General features: G+C 30.9%; 23 protein-coding genes, 1 pseudogene and 1 riboswitch. Of the genes and pseudogenes, 7 read left to right on the top strand and 17 right to left on the bottom strand.

Annotation, left to right across the window (positions count from 1 at the left end; all coding sequences use genetic code 11):
• Positions 1-113 precede the first annotated feature (113 nt).
• Positions 114-1493: a RecQ family ATP-dependent DNA helicase gene (locus KA926_RS11140; RefSeq protein ID WP_210144366.1), complete on the bottom strand. Its 1380-nt coding sequence runs from the start codon at positions 1491-1493 to the stop codon at positions 114-116.
• Positions 1480-2445 carry a helix-turn-helix domain-containing protein gene (locus KA926_RS11135; protein ID WP_210144365.1) on the bottom strand — a complete coding sequence of 322 codons (966 nt, stop codon included), beginning with the start codon at positions 2443-2445 and terminating at the stop codon, positions 1480-1482. The genes KA926_RS11140 and KA926_RS11135 overlap by 14 nt, the downstream gene beginning before the upstream one ends.
• A 109-nt stretch (positions 2446-2554) precedes the next feature.
• Here KA926_RS11135 and KA926_RS11130 point away from each other — a divergent pair, with 109 nt between their 5' ends.
• A complete protein-coding gene (locus tag KA926_RS11130) occupies positions 2555-2803 on the top strand; it encodes a ferredoxin (RefSeq protein ID WP_019468351.1) in 249 nt (82 codons plus the stop codon).
• A 749-nt stretch (positions 2804-3552) separates the two neighbouring features.
• Here KA926_RS11130 and KA926_RS11125 read toward each other — a convergent pair.
• The 6 genes from KA926_RS11125 to KA926_RS11100 form a co-directional block, all read right to left on the bottom strand.
• On the bottom strand, positions 3553-4098 hold the full coding sequence (locus KA926_RS11125; protein ID WP_210144364.1) for an ECF transporter S component: 546 nt from the start codon (positions 4096-4098) through the stop codon (positions 3553-3555).
• 64 nt (positions 4099-4162) lie between these two features.
• Positions 4163-4299: riboswitch (FMN riboswitch) on the bottom strand.
• 216 nt (positions 4300-4515) lie between these two features.
• Positions 4516-6288: an ATP-binding protein gene (locus KA926_RS11120; protein WP_210144363.1), complete on the bottom strand. Its 1773-nt coding sequence runs from the start codon at positions 6286-6288 to the stop codon at positions 4516-4518.
• Positions 6272-6997, bottom strand: coding sequence for a response regulator transcription factor (locus KA926_RS11115; RefSeq protein WP_107385272.1), 726 nt, complete (start codon positions 6995-6997; stop codon positions 6272-6274). Before KA926_RS11115 ends, KA926_RS11120 begins: the two co-directional genes overlap by 17 nt.
• Before the next feature lie 136 nt (positions 6998-7133).
• Positions 7134-7871 (bottom strand): pseudouridine synthase, encoded by a 738-nt coding sequence (locus tag KA926_RS11110; RefSeq protein ID WP_107385273.1) that lies wholly within the window; start codon positions 7869-7871, stop codon positions 7134-7136.
• Positions 7864-8412, bottom strand: a complete 549-nt coding sequence (gene scpB, locus KA926_RS11105) for an SMC-Scp complex subunit ScpB (RefSeq protein WP_210144362.1) — start codon at positions 8410-8412, stop codon at positions 7864-7866. The genes KA926_RS11110 and scpB overlap by 8 nt, the downstream gene beginning before the upstream one ends.
• The gene (locus KA926_RS11100) at positions 8396-9130 is read right to left on the bottom strand and encodes a segregation and condensation protein A (RefSeq protein ID WP_107385275.1); all 735 of its coding nucleotides are present in this window, start codon (positions 9128-9130) and stop codon (positions 8396-8398) included. The genes scpB and KA926_RS11100 overlap by 17 nt, the downstream gene beginning before the upstream one ends.
• A gap of 91 nt (positions 9131-9221) precedes the next feature.
• Between KA926_RS11100 and KA926_RS11095 the strand changes: the two genes are divergently transcribed.
• A complete protein-coding gene (locus KA926_RS11095) occupies positions 9222-9728 on the top strand; it encodes a DUF309 domain-containing protein (RefSeq protein ID WP_210144361.1) in 507 nt (168 codons plus the stop codon).
• A 90-nt stretch (positions 9729-9818) separates the two neighbouring features.
• Here KA926_RS11095 and xerD read toward each other — a convergent pair whose 3' ends face one another.
• The 3 genes from xerD to KA926_RS11080 all read right to left on the bottom strand — a co-directional run bounded on the left by xerD (position 9819) and on the right by KA926_RS11080 (position 11836).
• A complete protein-coding gene (gene xerD, locus KA926_RS11090; RefSeq protein WP_210144360.1) occupies positions 9819-10706 on the bottom strand; it encodes a site-specific tyrosine recombinase XerD in 888 nt (295 codons plus the stop codon).
• Between the two features lie 36 nt (positions 10707-10742).
• A complete protein-coding gene (gene fur / locus KA926_RS11085) occupies positions 10743-11189 on the bottom strand; it encodes a ferric iron uptake transcriptional regulator (RefSeq protein ID WP_210144359.1) in 447 nt (148 codons plus the stop codon).
• Positions 11190-11293: 104 nt separating this feature from the next.
• Positions 11294-11836: an NUDIX hydrolase gene (locus tag KA926_RS11080; RefSeq protein ID WP_107517937.1), complete on the bottom strand. Its 543-nt coding sequence runs from the start codon at positions 11834-11836 to the stop codon at positions 11294-11296.
• Between the two features lie 183 nt (positions 11837-12019).
• Here KA926_RS11080 and KA926_RS11075 point away from each other — a divergent pair, with 183 nt between their 5' ends.
• Positions 12020-12934 (top strand): aldo/keto reductase, encoded by a 915-nt coding sequence (locus KA926_RS11075; RefSeq protein WP_210144358.1) that lies wholly within the window; start codon positions 12020-12022, stop codon positions 12932-12934.
• Between the two features lie 204 nt (positions 12935-13138).
• Here the strand turns inward: KA926_RS11075 and KA926_RS11070 are convergent, their stop codons facing one another.
• A complete protein-coding gene (locus KA926_RS11070) occupies positions 13139-13897 on the bottom strand; it encodes an SDR family NAD(P)-dependent oxidoreductase (RefSeq protein ID WP_210144357.1) in 759 nt (252 codons plus the stop codon).
• A 145-nt stretch (positions 13898-14042) separates the two neighbouring features.
• Here KA926_RS11070 and proC point away from each other — a divergent pair, with 145 nt between their 5' ends.
• Positions 14043-14858 (top strand): pyrroline-5-carboxylate reductase, encoded by an 816-nt coding sequence (gene proC, locus KA926_RS11065; RefSeq protein WP_107385121.1) that lies wholly within the window; start codon positions 14043-14045, stop codon positions 14856-14858.
• 94 nt (positions 14859-14952) lie between these two features.
• Here the strand turns inward: proC and rnz are convergent, their stop codons facing one another.
• Positions 14953-15873, bottom strand: coding sequence for a ribonuclease Z (gene rnz / locus KA926_RS11060; protein WP_210144356.1), 921 nt, complete (start codon positions 15871-15873; stop codon positions 14953-14955).
• A gap of 148 nt (positions 15874-16021) precedes the next feature.
• Between rnz and zwf the strand changes: the two genes are divergently transcribed.
• On the top strand, positions 16022-17506 hold the full coding sequence (gene zwf, locus KA926_RS11055) for a glucose-6-phosphate dehydrogenase (protein ID WP_107504956.1): 1485 nt from the start codon (positions 16022-16024) through the stop codon (positions 17504-17506).
• A 281-nt stretch (positions 17507-17787) separates the two neighbouring features.
• Complete coding sequence (locus KA926_RS11050; protein WP_210144355.1) at positions 17788-18657, top strand: AraC family transcriptional regulator; 870 nt, start codon at positions 17788-17790, stop codon at positions 18655-18657.
• A gap of 118 nt (positions 18658-18775) precedes the next feature.
• Here KA926_RS11050 and KA926_RS11045 read toward each other — a convergent pair whose 3' ends face one another.
• The 3 genes from KA926_RS11045 to KA926_RS11035 all read right to left on the bottom strand — a co-directional run bounded on the left by KA926_RS11045 (position 18776) and on the right by KA926_RS11035 (position 23761).
• Positions 18776-20425: a glycoside hydrolase family 13 protein gene (locus tag KA926_RS11045; RefSeq protein WP_210144354.1), complete on the bottom strand. Its 1650-nt coding sequence runs from the start codon at positions 20423-20425 to the stop codon at positions 18776-18778.
• A gap of 718 nt (positions 20426-21143) precedes the next feature.
• Positions 21144-22553, bottom strand: coding sequence for an NADP-dependent phosphogluconate dehydrogenase (gene gndA, locus KA926_RS11040; protein ID WP_107385326.1), 1410 nt, complete (start codon positions 22551-22553; stop codon positions 21144-21146).
• Between the two features lie 68 nt (positions 22554-22621).
• Positions 22622-23761 carry a M20/M25/M40 family metallo-hydrolase gene (locus KA926_RS11035; RefSeq protein ID WP_210144353.1) on the bottom strand — a complete coding sequence of 380 codons (1140 nt, stop codon included), beginning with the start codon at positions 23759-23761 and terminating at the stop codon, positions 22622-22624.
• Positions 23762-23971: 210 nt separating this feature from the next.
• Here KA926_RS11035 and KA926_RS11030 point away from each other — a divergent pair.
• Positions 23972-24061: pseudogene (locus tag KA926_RS11030) on the top strand (hypothetical protein); the annotation flags it as partial.
• Positions 24062-24563: 502 nt separating this feature from the next.
• On the opposite strand, the gene KA926_RS11025 reads toward KA926_RS11030, so the two are convergent.
• Positions 24564-25559 carry an aromatic acid exporter family protein gene (locus tag KA926_RS11025; RefSeq protein WP_210144352.1) on the bottom strand — a complete coding sequence of 332 codons (996 nt, stop codon included), beginning with the start codon at positions 25557-25559 and terminating at the stop codon, positions 24564-24566.
• Positions 25560-25565 lie beyond the last annotated feature (6 nt).

The raw sequence follows: 25565 nt of genomic DNA, 5'->3' as shown, positions 1-25565 counted from the left end.
TTTACCCTAAAAGGTAGTATATATGTATAAATTTTATATGAAAAACAAATAAAACTTTAGTGTATATCTCGTATTATAGCTTGATTGAAAAAGTGAAGTAAAGCATTTATCTTTTATTTGAATATATTTTGTAATTTTTCTTTATAATCCATTTTTCTTTTCACTTTTTTACTATTAATTATATGAATTGGTTTTAATTCTGAGTCATTATCACAACACTGTGTTGGTTTAGATGTTAGATTTTCACCGAAAAATTCTATCATATATGCTCTGCGACATTGATCTAAGTTTTTATAACCTAACATTCGATAATAACCTCGTTGTTTTCGTTCAAAAGCTGCTTTGAAAATAGCACGCAATTGTTCAATTTTATAATAACTACTAAGAACGTCTAATATTTCATTTTTTTCAGGTGGTAAAAACATACCTAATTCAAATGAACTCACATCTTCTTCTGTAATGATATTGGCAAAGAGTAACGTTTCTAATAAATAGCTGTCATCTGGTTGATAAAGACTGATTGCTTGGCTTGACTTACCATCACGTCCTGCACGTCCAATTTCTTGCATATAACTTGATGGGCTCGTAGCTAAATGAAAATGTATGATTGTTCGAATATCTTTTTTATTAATCCCCATACCAAAAGCGCTCGTTGCTACAATAATAGGTATTTCATTATTTATAAATTGATGTTGTACTGTATGTCGTTCTTGATAGGTTAAATCACCATGGTATATTCCTGTTAAAAAGCCATATTGGTAAATTGCTTTGGCTAAAGTCAGGCACATTTTTTTAGATGAAACATAAATAATTGTTGGTCCTGATTGTTCTAGCATTGGAAGTAGCCATTTTAACTTTCCGTGATCATCTTCGAAATTTTTGTGAGATAATGTAATATTTTCTCTATTCGTTGTTGTTTTCACAACAGTAAATGTTTTATTTAACATGTGATTTAAGTCGTATGTTAAATATGGTGGTGCTGTAGCAGTCAAAGCAAGTATGTTTGCTTTAGGAAAATGATTGATAATTTTCCCTACAAGGGCATAATGTGGTCTGAAATCATAACCCCATTCAGATAAGCAGTGTGCTTCATCTAAAACTATTAACCCTAAATCCAAACTTTGTATAAGTTTAAAATTATGTGGTTGCAACAAAAATTCAGGACTTAAAAATATAAAGCGACTATGTAGCAAAGATTGTATATTTTGTTTTTTTTCATTTTCATCTAATCCTGAATGGATACATGAAACGTAATGCTCGCCTTGAAGTTTTAATTGCATGACCTGATCATCCATTAAAGATATTAATGGTGAGATGATGAGCGTTGGTTTTTGCTTAATATAGGTTGGTAATTGATAACATAGACTTTTCCCGCTACCAGTAGGCAATATACCCAAAGTATTTTCATCATTTAATACATGTTCTATAATTTCTTGTTGTCCAGGTTTAAATGTATCAAAACCAAACCATTTTTTTAATTCATGATGCAACATTTAAATCACCTCTTTCATAACCGATGATTAATAGTTTTATTTCAAAGTAATTTAATTTTGGAAATTTTTCTTTGTAGTTTCTTAGTCTTTCGCTACGATTTTCTACATAATAACTTAAAAAATGTGTATACGACTTCTCGTTGATAAATGTATCGTAGTGTGATAAATATCCTTTGATAAATAATTCTAATATATGATCTTCGATTGTGTTTGGTTTTACATTTTGCATCTTGGCTAATTGTTTAAAACTGTGCCCTTTTTTTATACCATTGTATGTTTCTTCTGTTTTAAAAAGTAAAGTAGGTAAAATAATCAATTGACTTAAAATAGGATATTTAGTTACATTTTCTAATTCAAACATCATTATTACTAAATCATTCATTTCTAGTACAAACAAATGTTGTTGAGAAATGTCTTCTATTAAGCTAACTTGTTGTCTTGTATACATGCTTTCTTTATATCCTTGTAAATAGTAATGTAAGTATGTTTTATTATTCTTTTCCGTAATTGAAGAAAATAAAATATTTAATTCGTTATTTAATTTGAATGATATGTCCTTATTTTTAAAGTTGTTATATACTTTTTTTACTCTATATTGAATTGTATTGTTGTGCGTTACAGGTACAAATTGAAATGAATCATGTGCGATATTCGAAATTGTTTGGGTTAATAATTGAATTGCCTTAAAAGTATTTAATAAACTATCGTATGTATACCTTGGATGAGTACGAATTAATTGCGTATCATCAACATCTTGTGTTTCATTTTGAGCATATCCAACAAATGATGGATATTTTAAGTTTGGTAAGCTATGATACAATGATAATAGCTGTTGACTACAGGCGTCAAAAAAGGTTTGATGGGACTTTTTGCCTGTGATAATATTATATATGCTTTTTTCTGTTTTGTAATTATGTGCTTGCGTTCGTGTAAAGTGAATTAAATTATACATGTGTGCTCCCTCATTTTATAAAACAAAAACATTTGAAAAAATTTAAAACAGTAACTACAATACTAATTGTGTTATTAGTGTAGCATGTTTGTTAAAGGAGGCGAAGAGTTTGGCTAAATATACAATTGTTGATATGGATACATGCATTGCATGTGGTGCTTGCGGTGCTGCTGCCCCTGATATATATGATTACGACGATGAAGGTATCGCATACGTTATACTAGATGATAACCAAGGTACTGCGGAAGTACCAGAAGAATTATATGAAGACATGGAAGATGCATTAGAAGGTTGTCCTACAGATTCTATTAAAATTGAGGAGGAATCTTTTGACGGCGACCCTTTAAAATTTGAATAATAAAATTAATCAAATAGATGTTCATTTTTGAATGAATTTAATTTATATAAGCTCAGTGTATTCATTGTATTAATGAAAACGCTGAGCTTTTATATTAGGAAAATGTAAACGTTATGCAGATGATTATTTGGAAATGAACGAGTAAAGCTTTGTACATAAATATTATTTACAAAATAAATGACCAATCCGTATACAAAAGGATTGGTTATTTTTTTTAATATTTTACGATTTTGATCGTGCATGCTTGCCTGGGGATATGGCTCGAGCCTGTAGTCTCTCGCTCATATCATTCCCCCGGGCGTCAGCACGATGCAAAATCTCTATAAGTGATGTGTTTTAATACAATAAAAAAGCCTCGTATTATTTAACTTGTACAACTAATAGAAAGTCATATTTTTAATTAACCAAAAGATATAACTTAATTTGAATACACATGATGGATGAGTCCATTTTATATAAAAAACTTACGATTTTGATCGTGCATGCTTGCCCGGGGATATGGTTCGAGCCAGTAGTCTCTCACTCATATCTTTTCCCTGGGCGTCAGCACATACAAAATCGTTATAAATGAGGCGTTAAGCACAACAAATAAAGAGACATTATAAATGGTAATAACTTCCTTCAAGTTTCAAATTTATCAAAACTTTTTAATAACGAAAGAAGCTGAGATATTAAATTTATCTCAGCCAATCTCTAGTCTTTTATTCTTATTTGTTTCATATTTTTAGACTTAAACGTGTAATTAATTATTAGTTAAGTAAAATTTTTTCCAAACGTTTGAATAGTAGCATAAATATTAAAGAAATTATGATACCTTTTATTATGTTAAAAGGTATAACACCTGAAACTATAACAATTTTAATATTTTCTACTACATTAGTTAAATTCATGATCATGCCATATAGTGGTAATAAAACAAAATAGTTTAAAATACTTAAGACAATAGTCATCAGAATCGTCGCTATAGCAAATCCAATAATTTGTGTTTTGACAGTATGTTTATTTTTAATAATATAAAAAGCACTTAAAATAAAGCTAGCACCAGCCAAGAAATTAGCAATGGGACCCACTGGATCGCCTATATTAAATAAGAAATTAAGTAAATTTTTTATAAATAATATAATAATACCGGCTACTGGTCCTAAACTAAAAGTTGCTAATAAAGCTGGGATATCACTAAAGTCTAATGTCAAATACGGCGGTAAAAACGGAATTGGAAATTTTATAAACATCAAAATAAATGACACCGCACTTAACATACTTATTGTAATAAGTCGTTTGGTTTGTTGTTGCATATTCAATTATCTCCTTCCATTCATCTTACACAGAAAAGGAGGATTTAATTGCACAACAAAAACCCTCCATCTTCTCCCATCCAGACTATACTGTCGGCTCTAGATTTACACTAGATCAGCCATTTATCTCATTAATAGATAAACGGGTCGCAGGCTTAAATTACTGCCGGTTGGGAATTACACCCTACCCCGAAGATGAATTTCTTAAATTTTATAAATATATCATAGCCTATTACTCAGATAAAAACAATAGACGTGCTCTATTCTAATTAAATGATATTATTTTAAAAAAGACGAGATTGGAAATCAATATTAAAATAGTGATTTCTTATCTCGCCTTTTCAGAACACTCATGCTTTATAAATATTTATATTTATAAACTAAATCAAATTTTACTTTATACTAATTAATTGATAATCAAGTGTTTTCATATTCATCTGTTGGTTTTGGTAGATTAATTATAAAAGTAGTGCCTTTGCCAAGCTCACTTTTAACGTCAATCGTTCCTCCGTGTTCATCAATAATCATACGACAGATAAACAATCCTAAACCAGTCCCCTGTTTGCCCCGTTTTCGAGCAGTATCAACTTTATAGAAACGATCAAATACTTGTTGTAAATGTTCTGGAGCAATACCAGATCCTGTGTCTGAAATGTATAAGATATTTTCACTTTCTGTTTCTCCATAACTAATTGATATTAAATCACCAGGTTCTGTATATCTGGTAGCATTATCAATGAGATTGGTCAACACTTGTTCAATTCTATCAGTGTCGAAATACCATAATTGGTTGTGTGTATTTGGATTTAAATTCATTGTTAACTTTAAATCATTTGCTTGTTTTTGGTATTTTTGTTGCATTCTACTTAGCAGCGGATCAATGGGTTGTTTAACTTTTTCTACAGTTAGTCCTTCAGCATCCATTCGTGCAACATTGAGCAATTCATTTACTAATCGATTTAAACGTTTTGTTTCATCAAGGACAATTGACAATGATTCATGTATTTCGTCTGGCTCTGTTACAATACCATCAACAATCGACTCTGTATACCCTTGTAATAATGAAATAGGTGTACGTAATTCATGTGATACATTAGCAATAAAATCTTTTTTCATTTGATCAATATTATGCTCATTTGTCATATCACGAATAATAGCCACAATACCACTTCTACCATCAGGTTGAATTTGTTCAATATAACTTGTAATAATGACAAAATAACGTGTACTAATTTCATATTCTTCGAATTGTGTTTGTTGAGTTTTAAATGTTAATTCGTTTTGACGATCAAGCTTGTCTAAATCGTGAGTATCTAATATCTTTAAAATATTTTGTGCCATCTTGTTTGATATGATTATTTCTTGTTTATCATTAAAGCCAAGTACACCTTCAACCATAGAATTTATTAAACTATCTCTGATATTTTTAGATGAGGATAATGCGTCTATATGTTGTTGTATTTCGGAACTCATCGTGTTAAAAGCACGTGATAATTCTCCAATTTCATCTCGAGAATTAACAGGAACTACTTGAGCATAGTCCCCTTTAGAAACTTTTAATGCTTGTGTTCTTAAATTTCTAAGCGGTTTTGTAATTCGTGATGATAAGAAAAAGGCAAACACAGTTGTAATAGATAAAAAGATTATTGCAATAATTAATATAATGACTGTAATAACATTATTAGTATCCTCTATCGTTTTCAAATCTTGATAGATAAAAACACCACTATATTTACTATTATGAGGACTAGACTCTAGATTTTTTGATGGATAGCCTATTAAAACATAAGTTTTTTGCTGTTTATTCATATCAATTGTCACGTGCTCTGATATCTGTTTTCCTCGATCGAACACTTTTTCATAGTTTTTATTACCTTTAATTTCTTTGAACATCTTTTCTTTTGTCTCATCATTATTAATACTATCCATATGTTTATGGTTCATGATGATGAGCCCTACTGGTCCCTCGATAAGGGATTTACTATGTTTTATGGCAGTTGTTTTATCATCAGAATTCTCAACTAAATGACTTATTCTTTTAGCATCTTCAAGTAATGAATCTTCTGTTTCTTGCGTAAAGTAAGATTGTATAAACGTTATAAGTGCTGCACTTAATAAAATTAAAACTGTCGTTACTATAAAGATTATAGTTAACCACAGTTTTACTACTACGTTATTGAGTCGGTTCATTTTCAGATTTAACCTCGAATTTATAACCAACGCCCCAAACAGTTTGAATCATTTGGGCAGCTTCATCAGAAACGCGATTTAATTTCTCTCTTAAACGTTTTACATGTGTATCAACAGTACGCAAATCTCCGTAAAATTCATAGTGCCATACTTCTTTTAAAAGTTGTTCACGATCAAAGACTTTATTTGGCGTTTTTGCTAAAAAGATTAAAAGTTCATATTCTTTTGGAGTTAAGTTTACTTGGTTGCCATCTGCTAGCACACGGTGTGCGTCATTATCAATCACAAGATGTTCAAACTCTATTAAATCTCGTGCATGTGGTTCGCTTTGTTCTGTATGCGCAACTTGAGTTCTTCTTAATAAAGCTTTGACACGTAAAACCACTTCACGCGGTGAAAATGGTTTTACAATATAATCATCTGCACCGGATTCAAAACCTTCTACGCGGTTTGTTTCTTCTCCTTTAGCAGTTAACATAATAATTGGTGTTTCCTTTTGCTCTCTTAATCTAGATGCCACAGTAATGCCATCCATTTCTGGCAACATTAAATCTAATAAGATACATGCATAATCATGTTCCATTGCCATTTTGTATGCTTCTTGTCCGTCTCTAGCTTCATGAGTTTCAAAAGATTCTCTTTCTAAGTACAATTTTAATAATCGTCTGATTCTATCTTCATCATCGACGATAAGTATTTCGTTTGACATAGGTTCGTACCCTCCCACACTGCTAACTTTCAATTTCAACCATATTATATCATAGGTTGAGCTATAAAAGTGTTTATGAATGAAAAGTTTGTGAAAAAATTATCAATATCAAGTATTTGTTAAAGTAAAGTCGTAATTAATGTCCATGTTCTGCAATTTGACGTATCGTTTTTACTTCGTGAGGTGTAAGTACGCGACCTTCACCTGCATTGAGTCCTTTTAGATTTAAAGGACCAAATTCTATGCGCTGTAATTTTGATACTTGATGACCAAAGTGTTCAAACATGCGTCTGACTTGTCTATTGCGACCTTCAGTTATTGTAATTTCAACAAGTGTAGTGTTTTTATCTTTATCTTGGTTTTTGACTTTAACTGTTGCAGGTTGTGTTTTTCCATCTTCTAAATTAATACCTTGTTCTAATGCTTTAACTTCTTCACGCATTAGATAACCTTTTAATTTAACTACATATTTCTTTTTGATTTTATAACGAGGGTGTGTCATTAAGTTAGTAAACTCACCATCGTTGGTAAGTAAAAGTAACCCTGATGTATCATAATCTAAACGTCCGACTGGATAAATCCTTGTCTTAATTTGTTTAAAATAATCAGTAACGACCTTTCTACCTTTGTCATCTGATACGCTAGTGATAACTTGCGAAGGTTTATAGAAAAGAATATATAGTTTATCTTCTTGTTCTAATTTAATTCCTTCAACTTCCACCGTATCTGTTGGTTTAACTTTAGTACCTAATTCTGTTTCAATTTCACCATTTACTTTTACTTTACCTTCTGTAATTAATGTTTCAGCTTTACGTCTTGATGTATAACCACTATTTGCGATACGTTTTTGTAATCTTTCTGTTTCTTTATTCATTATTATCTCCTTTTTGATTTACTAAATTACTAAAGAAAGCTTCTATTTCTTCGTCTTCTTCATCAGTAGTTGGTAAATCATCTAAATGTTCAATACCAAATACATTTAAAAATAACGCTGTTGTATATAATTGTTGGCTTCTGGAATCTTCCTCATCTTTAGCTTCAATTAAACCACGTGCTATTAGAGTTTTGACGGCACCGTCAGAATTAATGCCTCTAATCATTTCGATATCACTTCTAGATAATGGCTGATTATATGCTATTATCGATAAAGCTTCCATTGCTGCTTGCGATAATTTCATTTTAGATTTTTGTTCTATTAACTTCTCAATGTATTCTGACGCGTCTTTTTTTGTTGTTAAGACATAATGTTCCCCATAATGTTGGATTTCTAAGCCACAAGCGTCATATTCTTTTATTAATGTATGAAAACGATCTTGCTCAATGTCTAAAATTTCTAGAATTTGTTTTTCTTCAAGTCCTTCATCACCTGCAGTATAAAGTAATGCTTCCAGGATTCCTTTATCGTTCAATACCATAATTAACTCCTCTTAAAATATTAATATCGTCAAAGCTTTTTTGTTGTTCAATATTTACTATTCCAGATTTAGACATTTCTAGTATCGCAAGGAAATGAGTAACAACCATTTCCAATGGTTCAGTAAAATTAAATAAACTAAAAAAGTTGAATGATTCATGTTTTTGTAAACGTTGAGTTACTTGTGAAGTAGCTTGTTGAATTGTAAACGTTTCTTTTCGAATATCAACGGATTTAGGTGTTTGGTATTCAACACGATTTTTCACTTTTTGGTAAGCTATGATCAACTCTGTTAAATCAATCGTATTATTAGGGTCCCAAGTTTCATTTGATTCTAAGTGCGTTAAATCCGTTGGATGTTTTGAATAATACTTTTCTCTTTCCGCCCTTTTTTCGTTTAAGAGCACTGTGTATTCTTTATAGTTTTGATATTCAATTAATCTCTCAACTAAATTTTCGCGTGGGTCATCATCTAAATCGTCAACTTCTTCTGAATGAGGCAATAGCATTTTGCTTTTTATCATAAGTAATTCTGAAGCCATAACTAAATATTCACTTGCCACATTAATTTCTAATTGACTCATCGCATGTATATATTGCATATACTGTTCCGTTAAAGATTTCATTGGTATATCATAAATATCAATTTCAAATTTTTGAATAAGATGCAATAATAAATCTAAAGGACCATTAAAGGCATCCAGTTTTACTTCATACATTTTATCTACCTCATATTAGCAAGTTAAGTGCGTAATTCACTAAATTATTATAGCATGTTTATTATAAACATTTAAAATCGGAGCGATATTCATGTTGAAAAATGCAATAAAAGATTTTTATTTTCAATTTCATACAAAGCAACATTATTTTCTTTGTCACGATATTTTAGAAGAAGCTTGGAAAACCAACCCAAATTACAATAAGAATGATGCTGTTGTGAGTCTTATATTGATTGCAACTGGATCTTATCATTACCGTAGACATAATTATGTAGGCGCCCACAAATCTTTTAATAAGGCATTAAAAGTTATTGAAAACTATGATTCAGCGATTAATATTGGACTAGACATACAACCGTATAAAAGGCTGCTAGTTGGATTAATTAAAGCTGCAAAAAAAGAGAAATCTTTTGAGCCAATTCATCTACCTTTAACAGATAAAATGGAACAAATTATATTAGAAAAATACCCCAATTATGTGCTGACATATTATAAAATTGAAGATGATTATATCATAGATCACCATTTAAAAAGGGATAGAACTGAAGTTGAAGCGGCAAGAAAACGTGCATTACAAGCGCGAAATAGATCAGTATAAACACTTTACTTACGTAGATGATTTTTTACATGCTATGGCATCAATAAAAAAACACAGTCCAGTTATTCAATCGAATAAACCAGTCTGTGTTTATGCTCTTGGATGAAATTCGTTATACATCTTACGAATTTGTGATTTCGAAACGTGTGTATACAATTGTGTTGTTGATATATCAGAATGACCGAGCATTTCTTGTACTGCACGTAAATCTGCTCCGTTTTCAAGTAAATGGGTAGCAAATGAATGTCTTAATGTATGTGGTGTTAAAGTTTTTATTATATTTGCTTTGATACCATTTTGTTTAATCATTTTCCATATCGCTTGTCTCGATAAAGGTTTGCCGTGCATGTTTAAAAATAGTGTATCAGTGACCGTATTTTTTAATAATTGTGGTCTTACCGTTTCTAAATAAGTGTTTAAGTATTCAATCACTGTATCGCCTAATGGTACAATTCTTTCTTTATTACCTTTACCAAAAACACGTATAAAGCCCATAATTAAATTAACGTCTTCTAATTCAATCTGAATCAGTTCTGATACACGCATGCCGGTAGCATAAAGTAATTCTAACATTGTGCGATCTCTATAACCGTTGTTTTTAGATAAATCAGGTGTTTCTAATAGTCTCAGTACTTCATCTATTTCTAAAACATCTGGTAATTTACGATCATATTTAGGTGTTTCTATTAATACCGTTGGGTCTTTTGCTGCATATTTTTCTCTTAATGCAAACTGATGAAAACTACGAATAGTAGAAATGAAGCGAGCTAATGATTTTGAAGATGCACCTTCATCATGTAAGTGACCCAAACATTCTTGAATGAGTTGTCTATCCACAAAATCAATATGACTAATTTTGTGTAATGTTAAAAATTCATCATATTTCTTTAAATCTCTTCGATATGCACCAATTGTATTTACACTTAACCCTTTTTCTAATTGTATAAATTTCAAATATTCATCTATAATATTTTTCACTGTACTACCTCTATTTCTGAAATAGTATTTTTAAATTTATTTCCCTTTTGCTTGACATGACGCACAAATACCATGGAATGTTAAACGATGGTCTAATATTTTAAAGTCAAATTCATTTTCAACTCTTTCCTCTACACGAGGTAATAAGTCTTCTTCGATTTCTTCTACTTTACCACATTCCATACAAACAAGATGGTGATGAAAATGTTTTGCTCCTTCTTTTCTCAAATCGAATCGAGCAACACCATCGCCGAAATTTATTTTATCTACCACTTTTAATTCTGCTAGCAATTCTAAAGTACGATATACAGTTGCAAGCCCAATTTCAGGTGCTTTGTCTTTAACTTTCAAATATACATCTTCAGCACTTAAATGATCTTTTTCATTTTCAATTAAAACTCTTAAAGTTGCTTCACGTTGTGGCGTCAATTTATAAGATGATTGCTGTAATTGTTGCTTCACGCGATTTAATCGTTCTTCCACGGAAGCCTCACTCCCCTACTAATAATTATAATCATTTTAATTTAGTTATGATATATATATATAAAATACCAATAATTGATAAAATTCGCAAGTATTCTCGCATCTTATTTATAATGATTATAATTAAGTAATAAATGTTGCAAAGCAATTATTGTTTTTGCGTCTTCTATTTCTTTATTGTCTAACAACGTTTTAATTTCGTTCATATCATAATATGCTAATTCTAAAAATTCATCTTCATCTAATTGCATTTTACCTTTTGTTAAATTTTCAGCTATATAAATTGATAATTTCTCATTTGAGAAACCTGGAGAACCATACATTTCAGTTATATGTTCTAATTCATCAGCAATATAACCTGTTTCTTCTTCAAGTTCACGTTTGGCAGCTGAAATTCGTTCTTCGCCTTGTTCCAATTTGCCTGCAGGAATTTCTAAAAGTGGTTTTTCACAAGCTTTACGAAATTGTTTCACTAATATCACTTTGTTTTCAGGTGTAATTGGACAAACTGCGACAGCACCATTGTGGTATATCAATTCACGTTTAGAAGTTTGTCCATCGGGTAGTTCAACATCGTGGACTTCTAAATCAATGATTGTCCCTTTATAAATAGAAGTGCTATGTAAAGTCTTTTCAAATAGGTTCATAAAAAATCACAGTCCTTTTAATTGATTTAAGATATTGTTAAGATGTACTCATTAGTTATTATGGGAATAGCGAATGAACATATACTTGTTTCATTTTGTTATGTATAGATTTAATATTGAAAATCCATCTTACTTTATTACGTCTACGCCCTATTATTCAAGTGTATCGAAAGGAGATAAAACATGCAAAAAAATGTTTTGAAAAGCGGTATAGAAATTTCAGAATTAGGTTTAGGTTGTATGAGTCTTGGAACAAGTAAGAAACAAGCAGAGCCTATCATTGAACGTGCAATTGAACATGGTATCACGTATTTTGATACAGCTGATATGTATGACAAAGGTGTAAACGAAACAATTGTTGGTGAGACTTTAAAAAAATATCAAAATAGAGATGATATCATTATTGGTACAAAAGTAGGAAATCGTTTAACAGAAGATGGTTCTACAACTTGGGATCCTTCTAAATCTTATATCAAAGAAGCAGTGAAAGGATCCTTGAAAAGACTCGGATTAGATCATTTAGATTTATATCAGTTACACGGTGGTACAATCGAGGATCCAATTGATGAAACAATTAGTGCTTTCGATGAATTAAAGAAAGAAGGTATTATCCGTGCTTATGGTATTTCTTCAATCAGACCGAACGTGATTGATTACTATTTAGAACATAGCGATATCGAAACGCTAATGTCTCAATTTAACTTAATTGATAACAGACCAGAGCAACTTTTAGATGATGTACATGCTAAAAAAGTTAAAGTACTAGCACGTGGTCCAGTATTTAAAGGGTTATTAACTGCTAAAAGTAACACTGTGTTAGATTCAAAATTTAGTGATGGTATTTTTGATTATACTTATCAAGAACTTGGAGAAACAATTGCATCAATTAAAGAAATTGAAAGTAATTTATCTGCACTTACTTTTAATTATTTAACTTCTCATGATGCATTAGGTTCTATCATTGTAGGTGCAAGTAGTACAGATCAACTAGATGAAAATGTAAAAAATTATCAACGTTCAAAAGATATAAGTTTAGAAGCATTAAAAGCAGCGCAAGATCGAGTGAAAAATTTAGAATATACCCAACATTTAAAATAAATCTCTTTTCGTTGTCCTAAAACATCTATGTCTGAGCAAAGATAAAAATATAAATAACTTCTATCAAAGCAAAAACGTCAATTTCTCTTATGATTTTATAGAAATTGACGTTTTTATGTTTAAAAAGCTTCATAATCCATGACATTGTTGTCTTCTATTTTAATGCTGTAGTCAAAATGAATATTTCCAAACTTTGAATAAGTGCTAACCTTTGTTCTTAAATAATGAAGCGAAGTTTTTTTCTATAAACCGTGGCATCAATTGATAAATTTTTAATAAATGGTGCATCCATCTAGGTTGATTGATTTCTAATTTTTTCTCAATTATACCATTGATAATTTGGTTTGCTAATTTTTCAGGGTCAAGCATCATGTCCCTGTATTTTTTGGCAAATTTCATAGATGGATCTGCTTTTTCATGAAATGGTGTCGCTATTGGCCCAGTATTAACAGTCATAATATGATAATTTGGTTTCTCGATACGCAGTGCATTTAATAATTGGTTAAAAGCTGCTTTACTTGCACCATAATGTGCAGCATAACCTTGACTTATAAAGGCAGCTTGGCTACCGATACCTACTATTATTGGATTTTTTGAGAATGCCGGTTGTAGAACTTTCATTAATATATTGAAATGGAGCACATTTAATTTATATGTTTCAAGCATTTCTACAAATGTATGGTCTTCAATAGATTTAAAATACCCAAGGCCAGAACTGTATATAAGTCCATCAATGGTTTGGTATTGAAAGTATTCCTTTAAATCAATGATTTCTTGTTGTGATTGTAAATCGCATTTAATGATATTTAGATGTTCCGTATCATATTGCGTTGCGAATTGTTTTAGTTTATCTGGATTTCGGGCAAGTACAGTAACATATGCTCTTTTAGATAATAATGCTTTTAATATAGCTTTACCTAATCCACTTGTACCACCAGTTAACACAAAATGTTTACCTATCATAGTAAATTCTCCTTGCTTTAAATTCATAGTTTAAGTATATGAGAGTAAACGATATTTTGCCACAGGTCTTTAAAAATTCTTAGCCATAATTTAAATCTATGTTAGTATGGAAACATAAAAAGCAAAGAGGAAGTGAAGTCTTCACATGAAACTAGTATTTTATGGTGCCGGAAATATGGCGCATGCAATTTTTACAGGTATTGTTAGTTCTAAAGTGATTGATTCTAATAATATTTATTTAACGAATCGTTCAAATGAAGTTGCATTAAAAGAATATGCTGACGAGTTAGGTGTTAATTATAGCTATGATGATGCAGCATTGTTAAAAGATGCAGATTATGTATTCTTAGGAACGAAACCATATGATTTTGATGATTTAGCAGAGCGTATTAAGCCATATATTGCAGAAAAAAATAAATTCATTTCTATTATGGCTGGTTTACCGATAAACTATATTCGTGAAAAATTGGCTTCTAACAACCCAATTGCACGTATCATGCCAAACACAAATGCCCATGTTGGACATTCAGTTACTGGTATTAGCTTTTCCAATAATTTTGGCGCTAAGTCAAAAGAAGAAGTTGATAATTTAATAAACGCATTTGGATCTGCGATAGAAGTTTCAGAAGATAATTTGCATCAAGTTACAGCAATTACTGGAAGCGGTCCAGCTTTTTTATACCATGTCTTTGAGCAATATGTCACAGCGGGTACACGTTTGGGTTTGGAAAAATCACAGGTAGAAGAATCAATTCGTAATTTAATCATAGGGACGAGCAAAATGATAGAACGCTCAGAATTGAGTATGGAACAGTTAAGAAAAAATATTACTTCTAAAGGTGGTACAACACAAGCAGGCCTTAATGCGCTTGCAGATCATGATATAGAAGCTATTTTCGAAGATTGTTTACGTTCTGCAGTAAATAGAAGTATTGAATTATCTAACCAAGACAATGATTAAAATTTAAAAAGCTTAAATTATTATAAAAAAGTGGGACAGTAATCTAAATTGTAAAATACTACAATTTTTAGAAAACTGCCCCACTTTTCATTTATTAAAATTGCCAAGAATCAAAATCACTGACAAAACTAAATGGTGGCGTATTACTCAAAGCTTTAAGCGATTTACTAATATCGCACACCTCTTCTTTAGTATAACGATTGCTGATATGTGTTATTAAACTATAGTCAACATTTGCTTCTCTCATCAATTCAAAAACGTCATCAATATGGCTATGGTGATAGCTATTAGCTAATGATTTATCTCCTTCAATATATGTACTTTCATGTACCATGATATTTGCATCACGTGCAATTATCATTTCATTTTTACAAGGCATAGTATCTCCAAAAATTGCTACGACTGGGCCTTTAATTGCTTCATCTTTAAAATCTTTAGAGTTATAAATCTCACCTTTGTATTCAAATGTTTCATTGTTTTTTACATCTTGATATTTAGGTCCTGGTTCTAAACCAATGTTTCTGAGCGCTTCAACATTGATTTTACCAGATTTATATGGCGCTTCTACCCTATATCCAAAAGAAGGAATACCATGATTTAACATATGTGCTTCAACATTAAATCCATTGTGTTGATAAGAAAGTTGTTCCTCTATTTCAATATAAGTGATTGGATAATTTAATTTTGATTCTGATAAAGTTAAAGTAGTTTCTATATATGATTTAATACCTTTTGGACCAATAATAGTAAGAGGCTTATCTTCGCCCCCTTGAAAAGATCGACTTGTGAGTAACCCAGGTAAACCAAATATATGATCACCATGCATATGCGTAATAAAAATGTGATCTACTTTTCCTAATTTGATTGAATGGTGTAATATTTGATGCTGTGTGCCTTCACCAACATCAAAAAGCCAAATGCTATTGGAGTATGGTTCCAAATTTAATGCAATCGCTTGGGTATTTCTTTCTTTAGTTGGCAGACCAGCACTTGTCCCAAAAAACGTAATTTCCATGCATATGCCTCCTCTTCTTGTTCATATTTTATCATATAAAAGTATTAAAAATATAATAAAATATGATATTACAAGCAAAATTGTGGGAAGATACTGGTGTATTGGTCTATAATAAATACAGATTTAATAAAGAATTGAGGTTTTGATCTTGAATACTAGAAATAAAGATATCCCATGCTTAATTACAATTTTTGGAGCAACTGGTGATCTTAGTCACAGAAAATTATTTCCATCATTATTCCATTTATACCAACAAGAAAATTTGAATGAGCACATTGCAATCGTTGGAATTGGTAGAAGAGACTTAACAAACGATGATTTCCGTAGTCAAGTGAAGTCGTCAATTCAAGAACATGTTAAAGATACTAAACACCTAGATAAATTTATGGAACACGTATTTTATCACAAACACGATGTAAGTGACGAAGCAAGTTATCAATCACTATTAGAATTCAGTAATAAATTAGATCACGATTTCCAATTACAAGGTAATAGACTCTTTTATTTAGCTATGGCTCCAAATTTCTTTGGTGTTATATCTGATTATTTAAAATCTTCTGGATTAACAGATACAACTGGTTTCAAACGTTTAGTTATTGAAAAACCATTTGGTTCAGATTTAGAATCTGCTGAAAAATTAAATGAACAACTACGTCGTTCATTTAAGGAAGAAGAAATTTACCGTATTGACCACTATCTTGGTAAAGATATGGTGCAAAATATTGAAGTACTTCGTTTTGCTAATGCAATGTTTGAACCATTATGGAATAACAAATATATTTCAAACATTCAAGTTACTTCTTCGGAAGTGCTTGGAGTTGAAGACAGAGGTGGCTACTACGAATCTAGTGGTGCATTAAAAGATATGGTCCAAAACCATATGCTGCAAATGGTTGCTTTGCTAGCAATGGAAGCACCTATAAGTTTAAATAGTGAAGATATCAGAGCAGAAAAAGTTAAGGCTTTAAAATCATTACGCAAACTAGAACCTGAAGAAGTTCGTCAAAACTTTGTTCGTGGTCAATATGATGAAGGTATCATAGAAGGACAGCAAGTTAAAAGATATAGAGATGAAGATCGTGTTGCAGAAGATTCTACAACGCCAACTTTTGTTTCTGGTAAACTAACCATTGATAATTTTAGATGGGCTGGCGTACCGTTCTACATAAGAACTGGTAAACGAATGAAGAGTAAAACGATACAAGTAGTCGTCGAATTCAAAGAAGTTCCAATGAATTTATACTATAAAACAGATAAAAAACTAGATTCCAACCTATTAGTTATTAATATTCAACCAAATGAAGGTGTTTCTTTACACTTAAATGCTAAAAAGAATGTACAAGGCATTGAAACTGAGCCAGTTCAACTATCATACGCAATGAGTGCACAAGATAAAATGAACACAGTGGATGCTTATGAAAATTTATTATTTGACTGTTTAAATGGAGATGCAACTAACTTTACGCATTGGGAAGAATTAAAATCAACTTGGAAATTTGTTGATGCAATACAAGAAGAGTGGAACCAAAATGAACCAGAATTCCCTAATTATACAGCTGGAACAAATGGTCCATTAGCGAGTGATTTACTATTGAGTAGAGATGGCTTCCACTGGTGGGACGATATCCATTAATCAACTTTTTAAAAATAAGGCAATGATACAAGTTTCAATTTGAGCTTGTGTTGTTGCTTTTTTATTATACCTTATTTGTGTTATGATTTAGACTATTGATTAAATCATTCATATACAATTTTAAGATGTTTACATTTTACCCTATTTAATATTTTTGAGATGTAAGTCACATGAAAATGATGTAAAATAGAATTAATCAACAATGATTCATAACATTATGTATAGAAAAGTAACGAGGTACATAATTATTTGTATTTCGTTATAATTTAGGAGTGAAAGTTTTGGACGTTATCAAGCAAATCCAACAGGCAATTGTATATATTGAAGATCATTTGCTAGAGCCTCTACATTTGCAAGCACTTAGTGATTACGTTGGTCTTTCACCATTTCATATTGATCAATCATTTAAAATGATTGTAGGTCAATCACCAACAGAATATGCAAGGTCAAGAAGGTTGACTTTAGCAGCACAAGACATTTTAAGTGGTTCAGCTCGCTTGGTAGATGTTGCAAAAAAGTATAGTTATAAAGACGCTAATGATTTTGCTAATGATTTTAGTGATTTTCATGGTGTTTCTCCTATTCAAGTCAATACAAAACGAGACGAATTAAAATTGCAATCAAGGCTTTATATTAAACTTACTACTACAGAACGTGCCCCTTATGCGTACCGTTTGGAAGATACACAAGGTTTATCTTTAGTAGGTTATGCTAAGTTCTTAAATTCAGAAGAAATTGATAACCCTTTTAAAGTGCCTGATTTTTTAGAGGATTTATTAATTGACGATAAAATTAAAGAATTACAACGATATAATGATACGAGTCCACATGAACTCTTTGTGGTTAATTGTCCGCTTGATAATGGAATGGAAATTTTTGTTGGCGTACCGAGTGAAAGATATCCTGCGCACCTTGAAAGTCGTTTCTTACCTAAAAGACAATATGCTAAATTTAATTTACAAGGTGAGATGGATTATGTAGTCAATGAAGCGTGGTATTATATAGAGACTAGCCTTCAAATGACTTTACCCTATGAGCATAATAGTTTGTACGTTGAAGTTTATCCATTTGACATTTCATTCGATGATCCATTCACTAAAGTTCAATTATGGATGCCTGTTGATCAAGAACAATATGACATATTAGAATAAAACCATAAAAATACGCTTAAACAATATATAGCGAGCAAGCAAACATATTTTTATATAAGTTGCTTACTCGCTATATTTTTGTTTGTTAATCATTATCTTAATTGCTAGATAATTGTTTCTAAAGTTTAATTACAAATGCTTCGTATGGTTGAATATTTTCAAAATCAATCGTGCTATTTTTGTAGTTATGTAGTAATATGTTTTCTTCTAGGAAGCTTGCATCAAAGGATAATGCAGCTTTTTTATTTGTTAAATTACCAACAATTAGTACATATTGATCATTTAATTCTCGTGTATATGCAAATATTTGGTTATTTTTTGAATCAACCAAATTAAATTCACCATATGTAAAAACATCATGAGATTTTTTTAACTTTATTAAAGCTTTATAGAAATTTAATATTGAATCTGGATCTTTTTGTTGATGTGCAACATTAATGTTTTTGTAGTTTGGATTTACAGGAAACCAAGGCGTTACATCTGAAAATCCTGCAAAGTTAGAATTATTCCACTGCATAGGCGTTCTAGAATTATCTCTATTTTCTTTTTTATGTTTATCTAATAGTTTTGAGACATCGCCACCTTGTTGTTTGACAATTTCGTATTCATTGACCACTGCAACATCATTAAAGGTTTCAATATCATCAAATGGATAATTGGTCATACCAATTTCTTGACCTTGATAGATAAATGGTGTGCCTTGCTGTAAAAAATATACGACTGCATGACTTGTAGCAGATTCAAACCAATAATGAGTATCATCACCCCAAGTTGACACACGTCTTGGCTGATCATGATTTTCAATAAACAATGCATTCCATCCAACATTTTCAAGTTTCTTTTGCCATTCATTGAGTACATTTTTATATGCATTGACGTCAAATTTAACATCGCCTGAATTCCACAAGCTTAAATGTTCAAACTGAAAAATCATATTGAATTTGCCCGTTGTCTCACCTACCCAAGGTTCAGCGTTTTCTGGACTAACACCATTTGCTTCTCCTACGGTCATAATATCATAATGACTTAAAGATTTATCTTTCATTTCTTGTAACCAAGTTTGTATACCAGGCTGATTCATATCTACTTCAAAAGCCGGCGCATAATCTTTTCCTTCTGGTAGTTTTAAATCACCAGCTTCAAATGTTTTTTTAATATGTGTTATAGCATCTACTCTAAAACCATCTATACCTTTATTAAACCACCAATTCATCATTTCAAAAATAGCATTTCTGACTTCTTGGTTTTCCCAGTTTAAATCTGGTTGCTTTTTACTGAATAAATGAAAATAATATTGACCTGTTTGTTCATCAAATTCCCATGTAGATCCATTAAATATACTTTCCCAATTATTTGGCTCCGATCCATCTGGTTTCGGATCTCTCCATATATACCAGTCACGTTTAGGGTTATCTTTACTTGATTTAGATTCTATAAACCATTGATGTTCGTCTGATGTATGATTAACGACTAAATCTAATATTAACTTCATATCTCTTTGGTGTACCTCATCTAATAATTGATCAAAATCGTCCATTGTTCCAAACTCATCCATGATATCTTTATAGTCACTTATATCATAGCCATTATCATCATTTGGCGATTTATACATTGGGCTAAGCCAGATAATATCAATTCCTAAATCCTCTAGGTAATCTAACTTTTCTATCACACCTTTTAAATCTCCGATACCGTCGCTATTAGTATCATTAAAGCTTCTTGGATAAACTTGATAAGCGATTGCTTCTTTCCACCATTCCCTTTTCATATACATCCCCCTCTAAAGGTATTGAATTTGTTAAATCCTATCAATATTTATATCTAAAATTTTAACTATGAACAATCATGTCATATAAATATAGCATGAAAAATAGTATCAATGTTTAAACTGTCATAGGTTAATACAATATTAAATATAATAGACTTAATCACATATATTAATAGATTAATTAATGTACGTATAAAAGTCAAAATTTTAGCGCAATCGCTTACAAATAAATGTATTTAATATTTTTGAAAAGCATATAGATAATTGATAAAGCAATATAATGTTAAAAAATGAGTAACTTATATTAATAATTATTATCCGAAAGCAAGTGAAATGGGAGAAACTGCAATCTCATGTTTAAGATATTAAGATAACTTTATGGAAATACTTACTATTTTGACTATGCATGCTTGCCTAGGAATATGATTTACATAATCCGAGTCTGTAGTATCTATCTCTTAACACACCACTACGCGTCAGTAGGTTACAAAACGTAGAAATTATTATGTATTTATAATATGAGAAAAACACTTCCGTATAAATTCATTTTTTATTATGAATTCAACGAAAGTGTTTTAATTTCACTCCATTATTTGAAGTTATTATATAATTATTCTAATGAAATTAGATATTTTAAAGCCTGAATTGTGTATATATCTGACAATTTTTAAGTCTTCTAAGATAGTTATTCAAAACTGACTATTATAAAATATCTAAATTATTCTTCAATCCATTGTGTATGGAAAATACCAGAACGATCTTTACGTTCATAAGTATGTGCACCAAAGTAATCACGTTGAGCTTGGATTAAGTTTGCTGGTAGATTTTCTGAACGATAACTATCATAGTAGTTAATACTTGCAGAAAAACCTGGTGTCGGAACGCCATTTTGTACGCCTGTTGCAACAACATCACGTAAAGCTTCTTGATAATTCGTAACGATATCTTTGAAATAAGGATCTAATAGTAAGTTTTGTAGATCGCTATCATTATCATATGCTTCTTTAATTTTTTGTAAAAATTGAGCACGGATAATGCAACCTTCACGCCATATCATAGCAAGTTCACCAAGTTGAAGGTTCCATGCATTGTCTTCACTAGCTTTTCTCATTTGAGCAAAACCTTGTGCGTAAGAACAAATTTTACTCATGTAAAGTGCTTTACGGATTTTTTCAAGGAATGCTTCCTTATCACCTTCAAATTTTGCATTTGGTCCATTTAATTGTTTTGAAGCATTTACACGTTCTTCTTTAATTGAAGAAATAAAACGAGCAAATACTGACTCAGTGATAATTGTTAAAGGTATTCCTAATTCTAAAGCATTAATAGATGTCCATTTGCCAGTACCTTTTTGGCCAGCTGTATCTAATATTTGTTCAACTAATGGACCATTCGTTTCATCATCTAATTTATTGAAAATATCACCAGTAATTTCTATTAAATAACTTGATAATTCACCAGCATTCCAATCTTTAAATGTTTGAGCAATATCTTTATGCGACATACCTAACAAGTCTTTCATCATTGCATAACTTTCTGCAATTAATTGCATGTCAGCATATTCTATACCATTATGCACCATTTTAACGTAATGACCTGCACCATTTGGACCAATATAAGCTACACATGGTGCACCATCTTTTGCTTTTGCTGATATAGCTTCTAATATATGACTCACTTTATTAAAAGCTGCTTCTTGTCCGCCAGGCATAAGTGAAGGTCCAGTCAATGCACCAACTTCACCACCAGATACACCCATACCAATAAAGTTAACACCACTTTCAGCTAAAGCTTTGTTTCGTCTGATTGTATCTTGATAATTTGTATTACCGCCATCAATTAAAATATCATCATCATCTAATAATGGTAATAGCGTATCAATTGTTGCGTCTGTCGCTGTACCTGCTTTTACCATTAATAAAATTTTACGGGGTTTTTCTAAGGAATTTACAAATTCTTCCATTGAATATGTTGGATGTATGTTTTTTCCTTCAGATTCTTTTACCATTTCATCTGTTTTTTCTGAAGAACGGTTAAAAACTGATACGCTGTATCCGCGTGATTCAATATTCCAAGCAAGGTTTTTACCCATTACGGCTAAACCTACTACACCTATTTGTTGTGTCATTTAACTAACCTCTCTTATTAAAGTTTTCTAGTACATTGTATCACAAAGGTATCTTTAGATTCACTTAATCAGTTTATAGATTGTTTAATAACCACATCGTTGATACTTAAAAGTTGATTAGCTAACTGATTTAAAGATTTAATTGATATTCTTTCTTCTGTAGTGTGAATGTTTTCATAACCGACACCTAAAATGACTGTAGGTATACCAAGTTGATTGATTATATTACCATCTGATCCGCCACCAGCAATGACGGTATTTGCTTCTAAACCTAAAGATAAAGCGCTAGATTTTGCTATAGAAGTAACCGTTGCATCTTCAGAAATTTTAAACCCTGGATAACTTTTGATGATTTCTACTTCTGCATGACAATGATACTTTTTTGCAGTTGTTTCAAATACAGATTTCATATGATTCACTTGTTTGATAATACTTTCATCTGAATGCGAACGTGCTTCTGCATTTAATATTACTTTTTCAGCCACAATATTGGTAGCTGATCCACCTTCAAAGCGACCGATATTAGCTGTAGTATATTCATCTATTCGACCTAAGTTCATCTCACTAATTGCTTTTGCTGCTACATTAATTGCGCTAATCCCATGGTTAGGCGTACTGGCGTGTGCTGTTTTTCCAAATATTGTGGCATTCAGTTTCATTTGTGTTGGCGCACCTACTACTGTTGTACCGACTGGAACACTTGCATCAATCGCAAAGCCATAATTTGCATCTACTAAAGTTTTATCTATAGCTTTCGCACCCTCTAAACCTATTTCTTCTCCCACAGTTAAAATAAATTGTATTTGACCATGAGGCAAATTTTGTTCGTTAATGACACGGATAAATTCTATAATAGCTGCTAAACCTGCTTTATCATCTGCGCCTAAAATTGTAGTTCCATCTGAGTATATGTATCCATCTTTTTTTACAGTTGGTACAATTTTTTGACCTGGTACAACTGTATCCATGTGACTTGTAAAATATATTTTCTCAAGATGCTCAAAATTTGGAGTAGCCTTTAATGTGCATATTAAATTATTAGCACCTAATGCTTCATTTTGAATACTCGCTTTGTCTTCGCTGATATCTATATTTTGTTGCTCCATCAATTTTTTTAAATGGTTTTGTATAGTTTGTTCATTTCCACTTTCTGAATCAATTTGAACGAGAGTTAAAAATGTCTCTAATAGACGTTTTTCATTTATCATATTTATCCCCTTTTCTATAATCACAATTTATTTTAGTTTACATAAGTTTAAAGTTTAGTAAAACAAATATGTTTATACGTGTTAGACTTGTTATGTTATAATATACATTGATAAAATAAAGATACTTAAAATTATTGTGGATGCTTCAAAGTACAATAATGATTAATAAAACGCATTGGATATATTATGGAGGAATAAAGATTGAATAACAATAAAGTGCTTAGATTTATAATTGTGGTTATGTTGGTAGCAGTAGTACTTGCATTAATCTTAACAAGTATAGTTCCTTTAACGAATTAAAATCAAAACTTAACTTTTTAAAATTTTTGTCTATCGGATTGAGACATAAATCCGTTAAAAATAGCATTTAGGTGATTTAATTCATTTCATCTGAGTGCTTCTTTTTTAATCCATACTTCGTATTGTAGGATCACTTTCTTAGGCGACAGCTTCAGCCTGTAGTCTTCAGCTTGTCCTGTTCCCTCAAGCGTCTCGCCAAAATACGTCGCATTTATATGTGTTTGACACGACATGTTAATGAAATCGTTGAAACTATCCCTGCAAATGTATTCGATGTATTCAAACATCATCGTGGTAATACATCATATCATCAACCGTAATCAAAACAATAATGAAAAAGGCAATTTCTATGTTATTTCAATAGAAATTGTCTTTTTTCACTAGTCCAAGAACTTTATATCACAAGCTCTTTTTCTGTACAATTTAAATTAAAATGGCCTAGGTATAAAGAAAATAGATGTCATTCTCTTACCTAGGCCAAGGTGATTATTATTTATGCTTTCTATGAAAAAATTGTTGATTTTGTATCTTTATGTAATTTTAAGGATCCAAATTGTGATTTAACTTCTAAATATTCTTCTAATTCATTGAGTAGTTGTTTAATACTTGCTCTAGTTCTAAATGAAGCATGTGTTTTTGGTAACTCTAATTGCTCTAACGCTATTTTAATTTCATAGAGAGAATGCAATCGTAACACTGTATAGTCATTACTATTTACGTTATGAGCCACTTCCAAAAATAAACTGCTGATTTTAGTTAACAGCGTATCTTTCGTTTCAATGTTTTGTATCAATTTAGACATTCTTTCAAGTAGTTCTAACTGCTCTTCTCTCATATCAAAATAATGATAGTAAGAATTTTCATTACGTACGAAATGATTTTTAACATCTCTAAATGCAATTGATTTTGCCTTTTGAATCGTAAGTTGTAACTGGTTGAAAGAAATATCTAATGAATCATTGGGTTCTTTACAATTATTACTAAATGTTTCAAAAATTGTTGTAAATTGATTTTCTATTTCTTCTTTATATTGTTTAAGTTTAAAGTCTAGGCTAGGCATGATTAAATTCATTATGAATGCAATACCAAGGCCTACAATTAATAATAAAATTTCATTGATAAACAAGTGCATGTCAATCACTTCAGCATTAAATACATGCAACAAAATGACACAACTTGTAACTACGCCTTCCTGTACTTTGAATACAACAGTGAGCGGTATAAAAAATAATACGATTAGACCTAAAATAATAGCATTTTGACCGAAGTAACTAAAAGCTATTGACCCTATTATAAGGATTAATATACAAGATACAAATCTAGATATAATCGCTTGAAGTGAATGCACTTTGGTATGTTTAATACAAAGCACTACTAAAATGGCACTAGAAGCAAAATTATCTAATCCCATTAATTTAGCAATGATAATTCCTAGTGCCATACCTACAGCAGTTTTAATTGTTCTAAATCCGATTCGATATGGATTTAATCGCATCATCGGTGT

Source organism: Staphylococcus sp. GDY8P94P, assembly GCF_017892255.1.
GTDB lineage: Bacteria > Bacillota > Bacilli > Staphylococcales > Staphylococcaceae > Staphylococcus > Staphylococcus cohnii.
The sequence above is the reverse complement of the archived record's forward strand: the minus strand, read 5'-3'. Positions and strand labels throughout refer to the sequence as shown.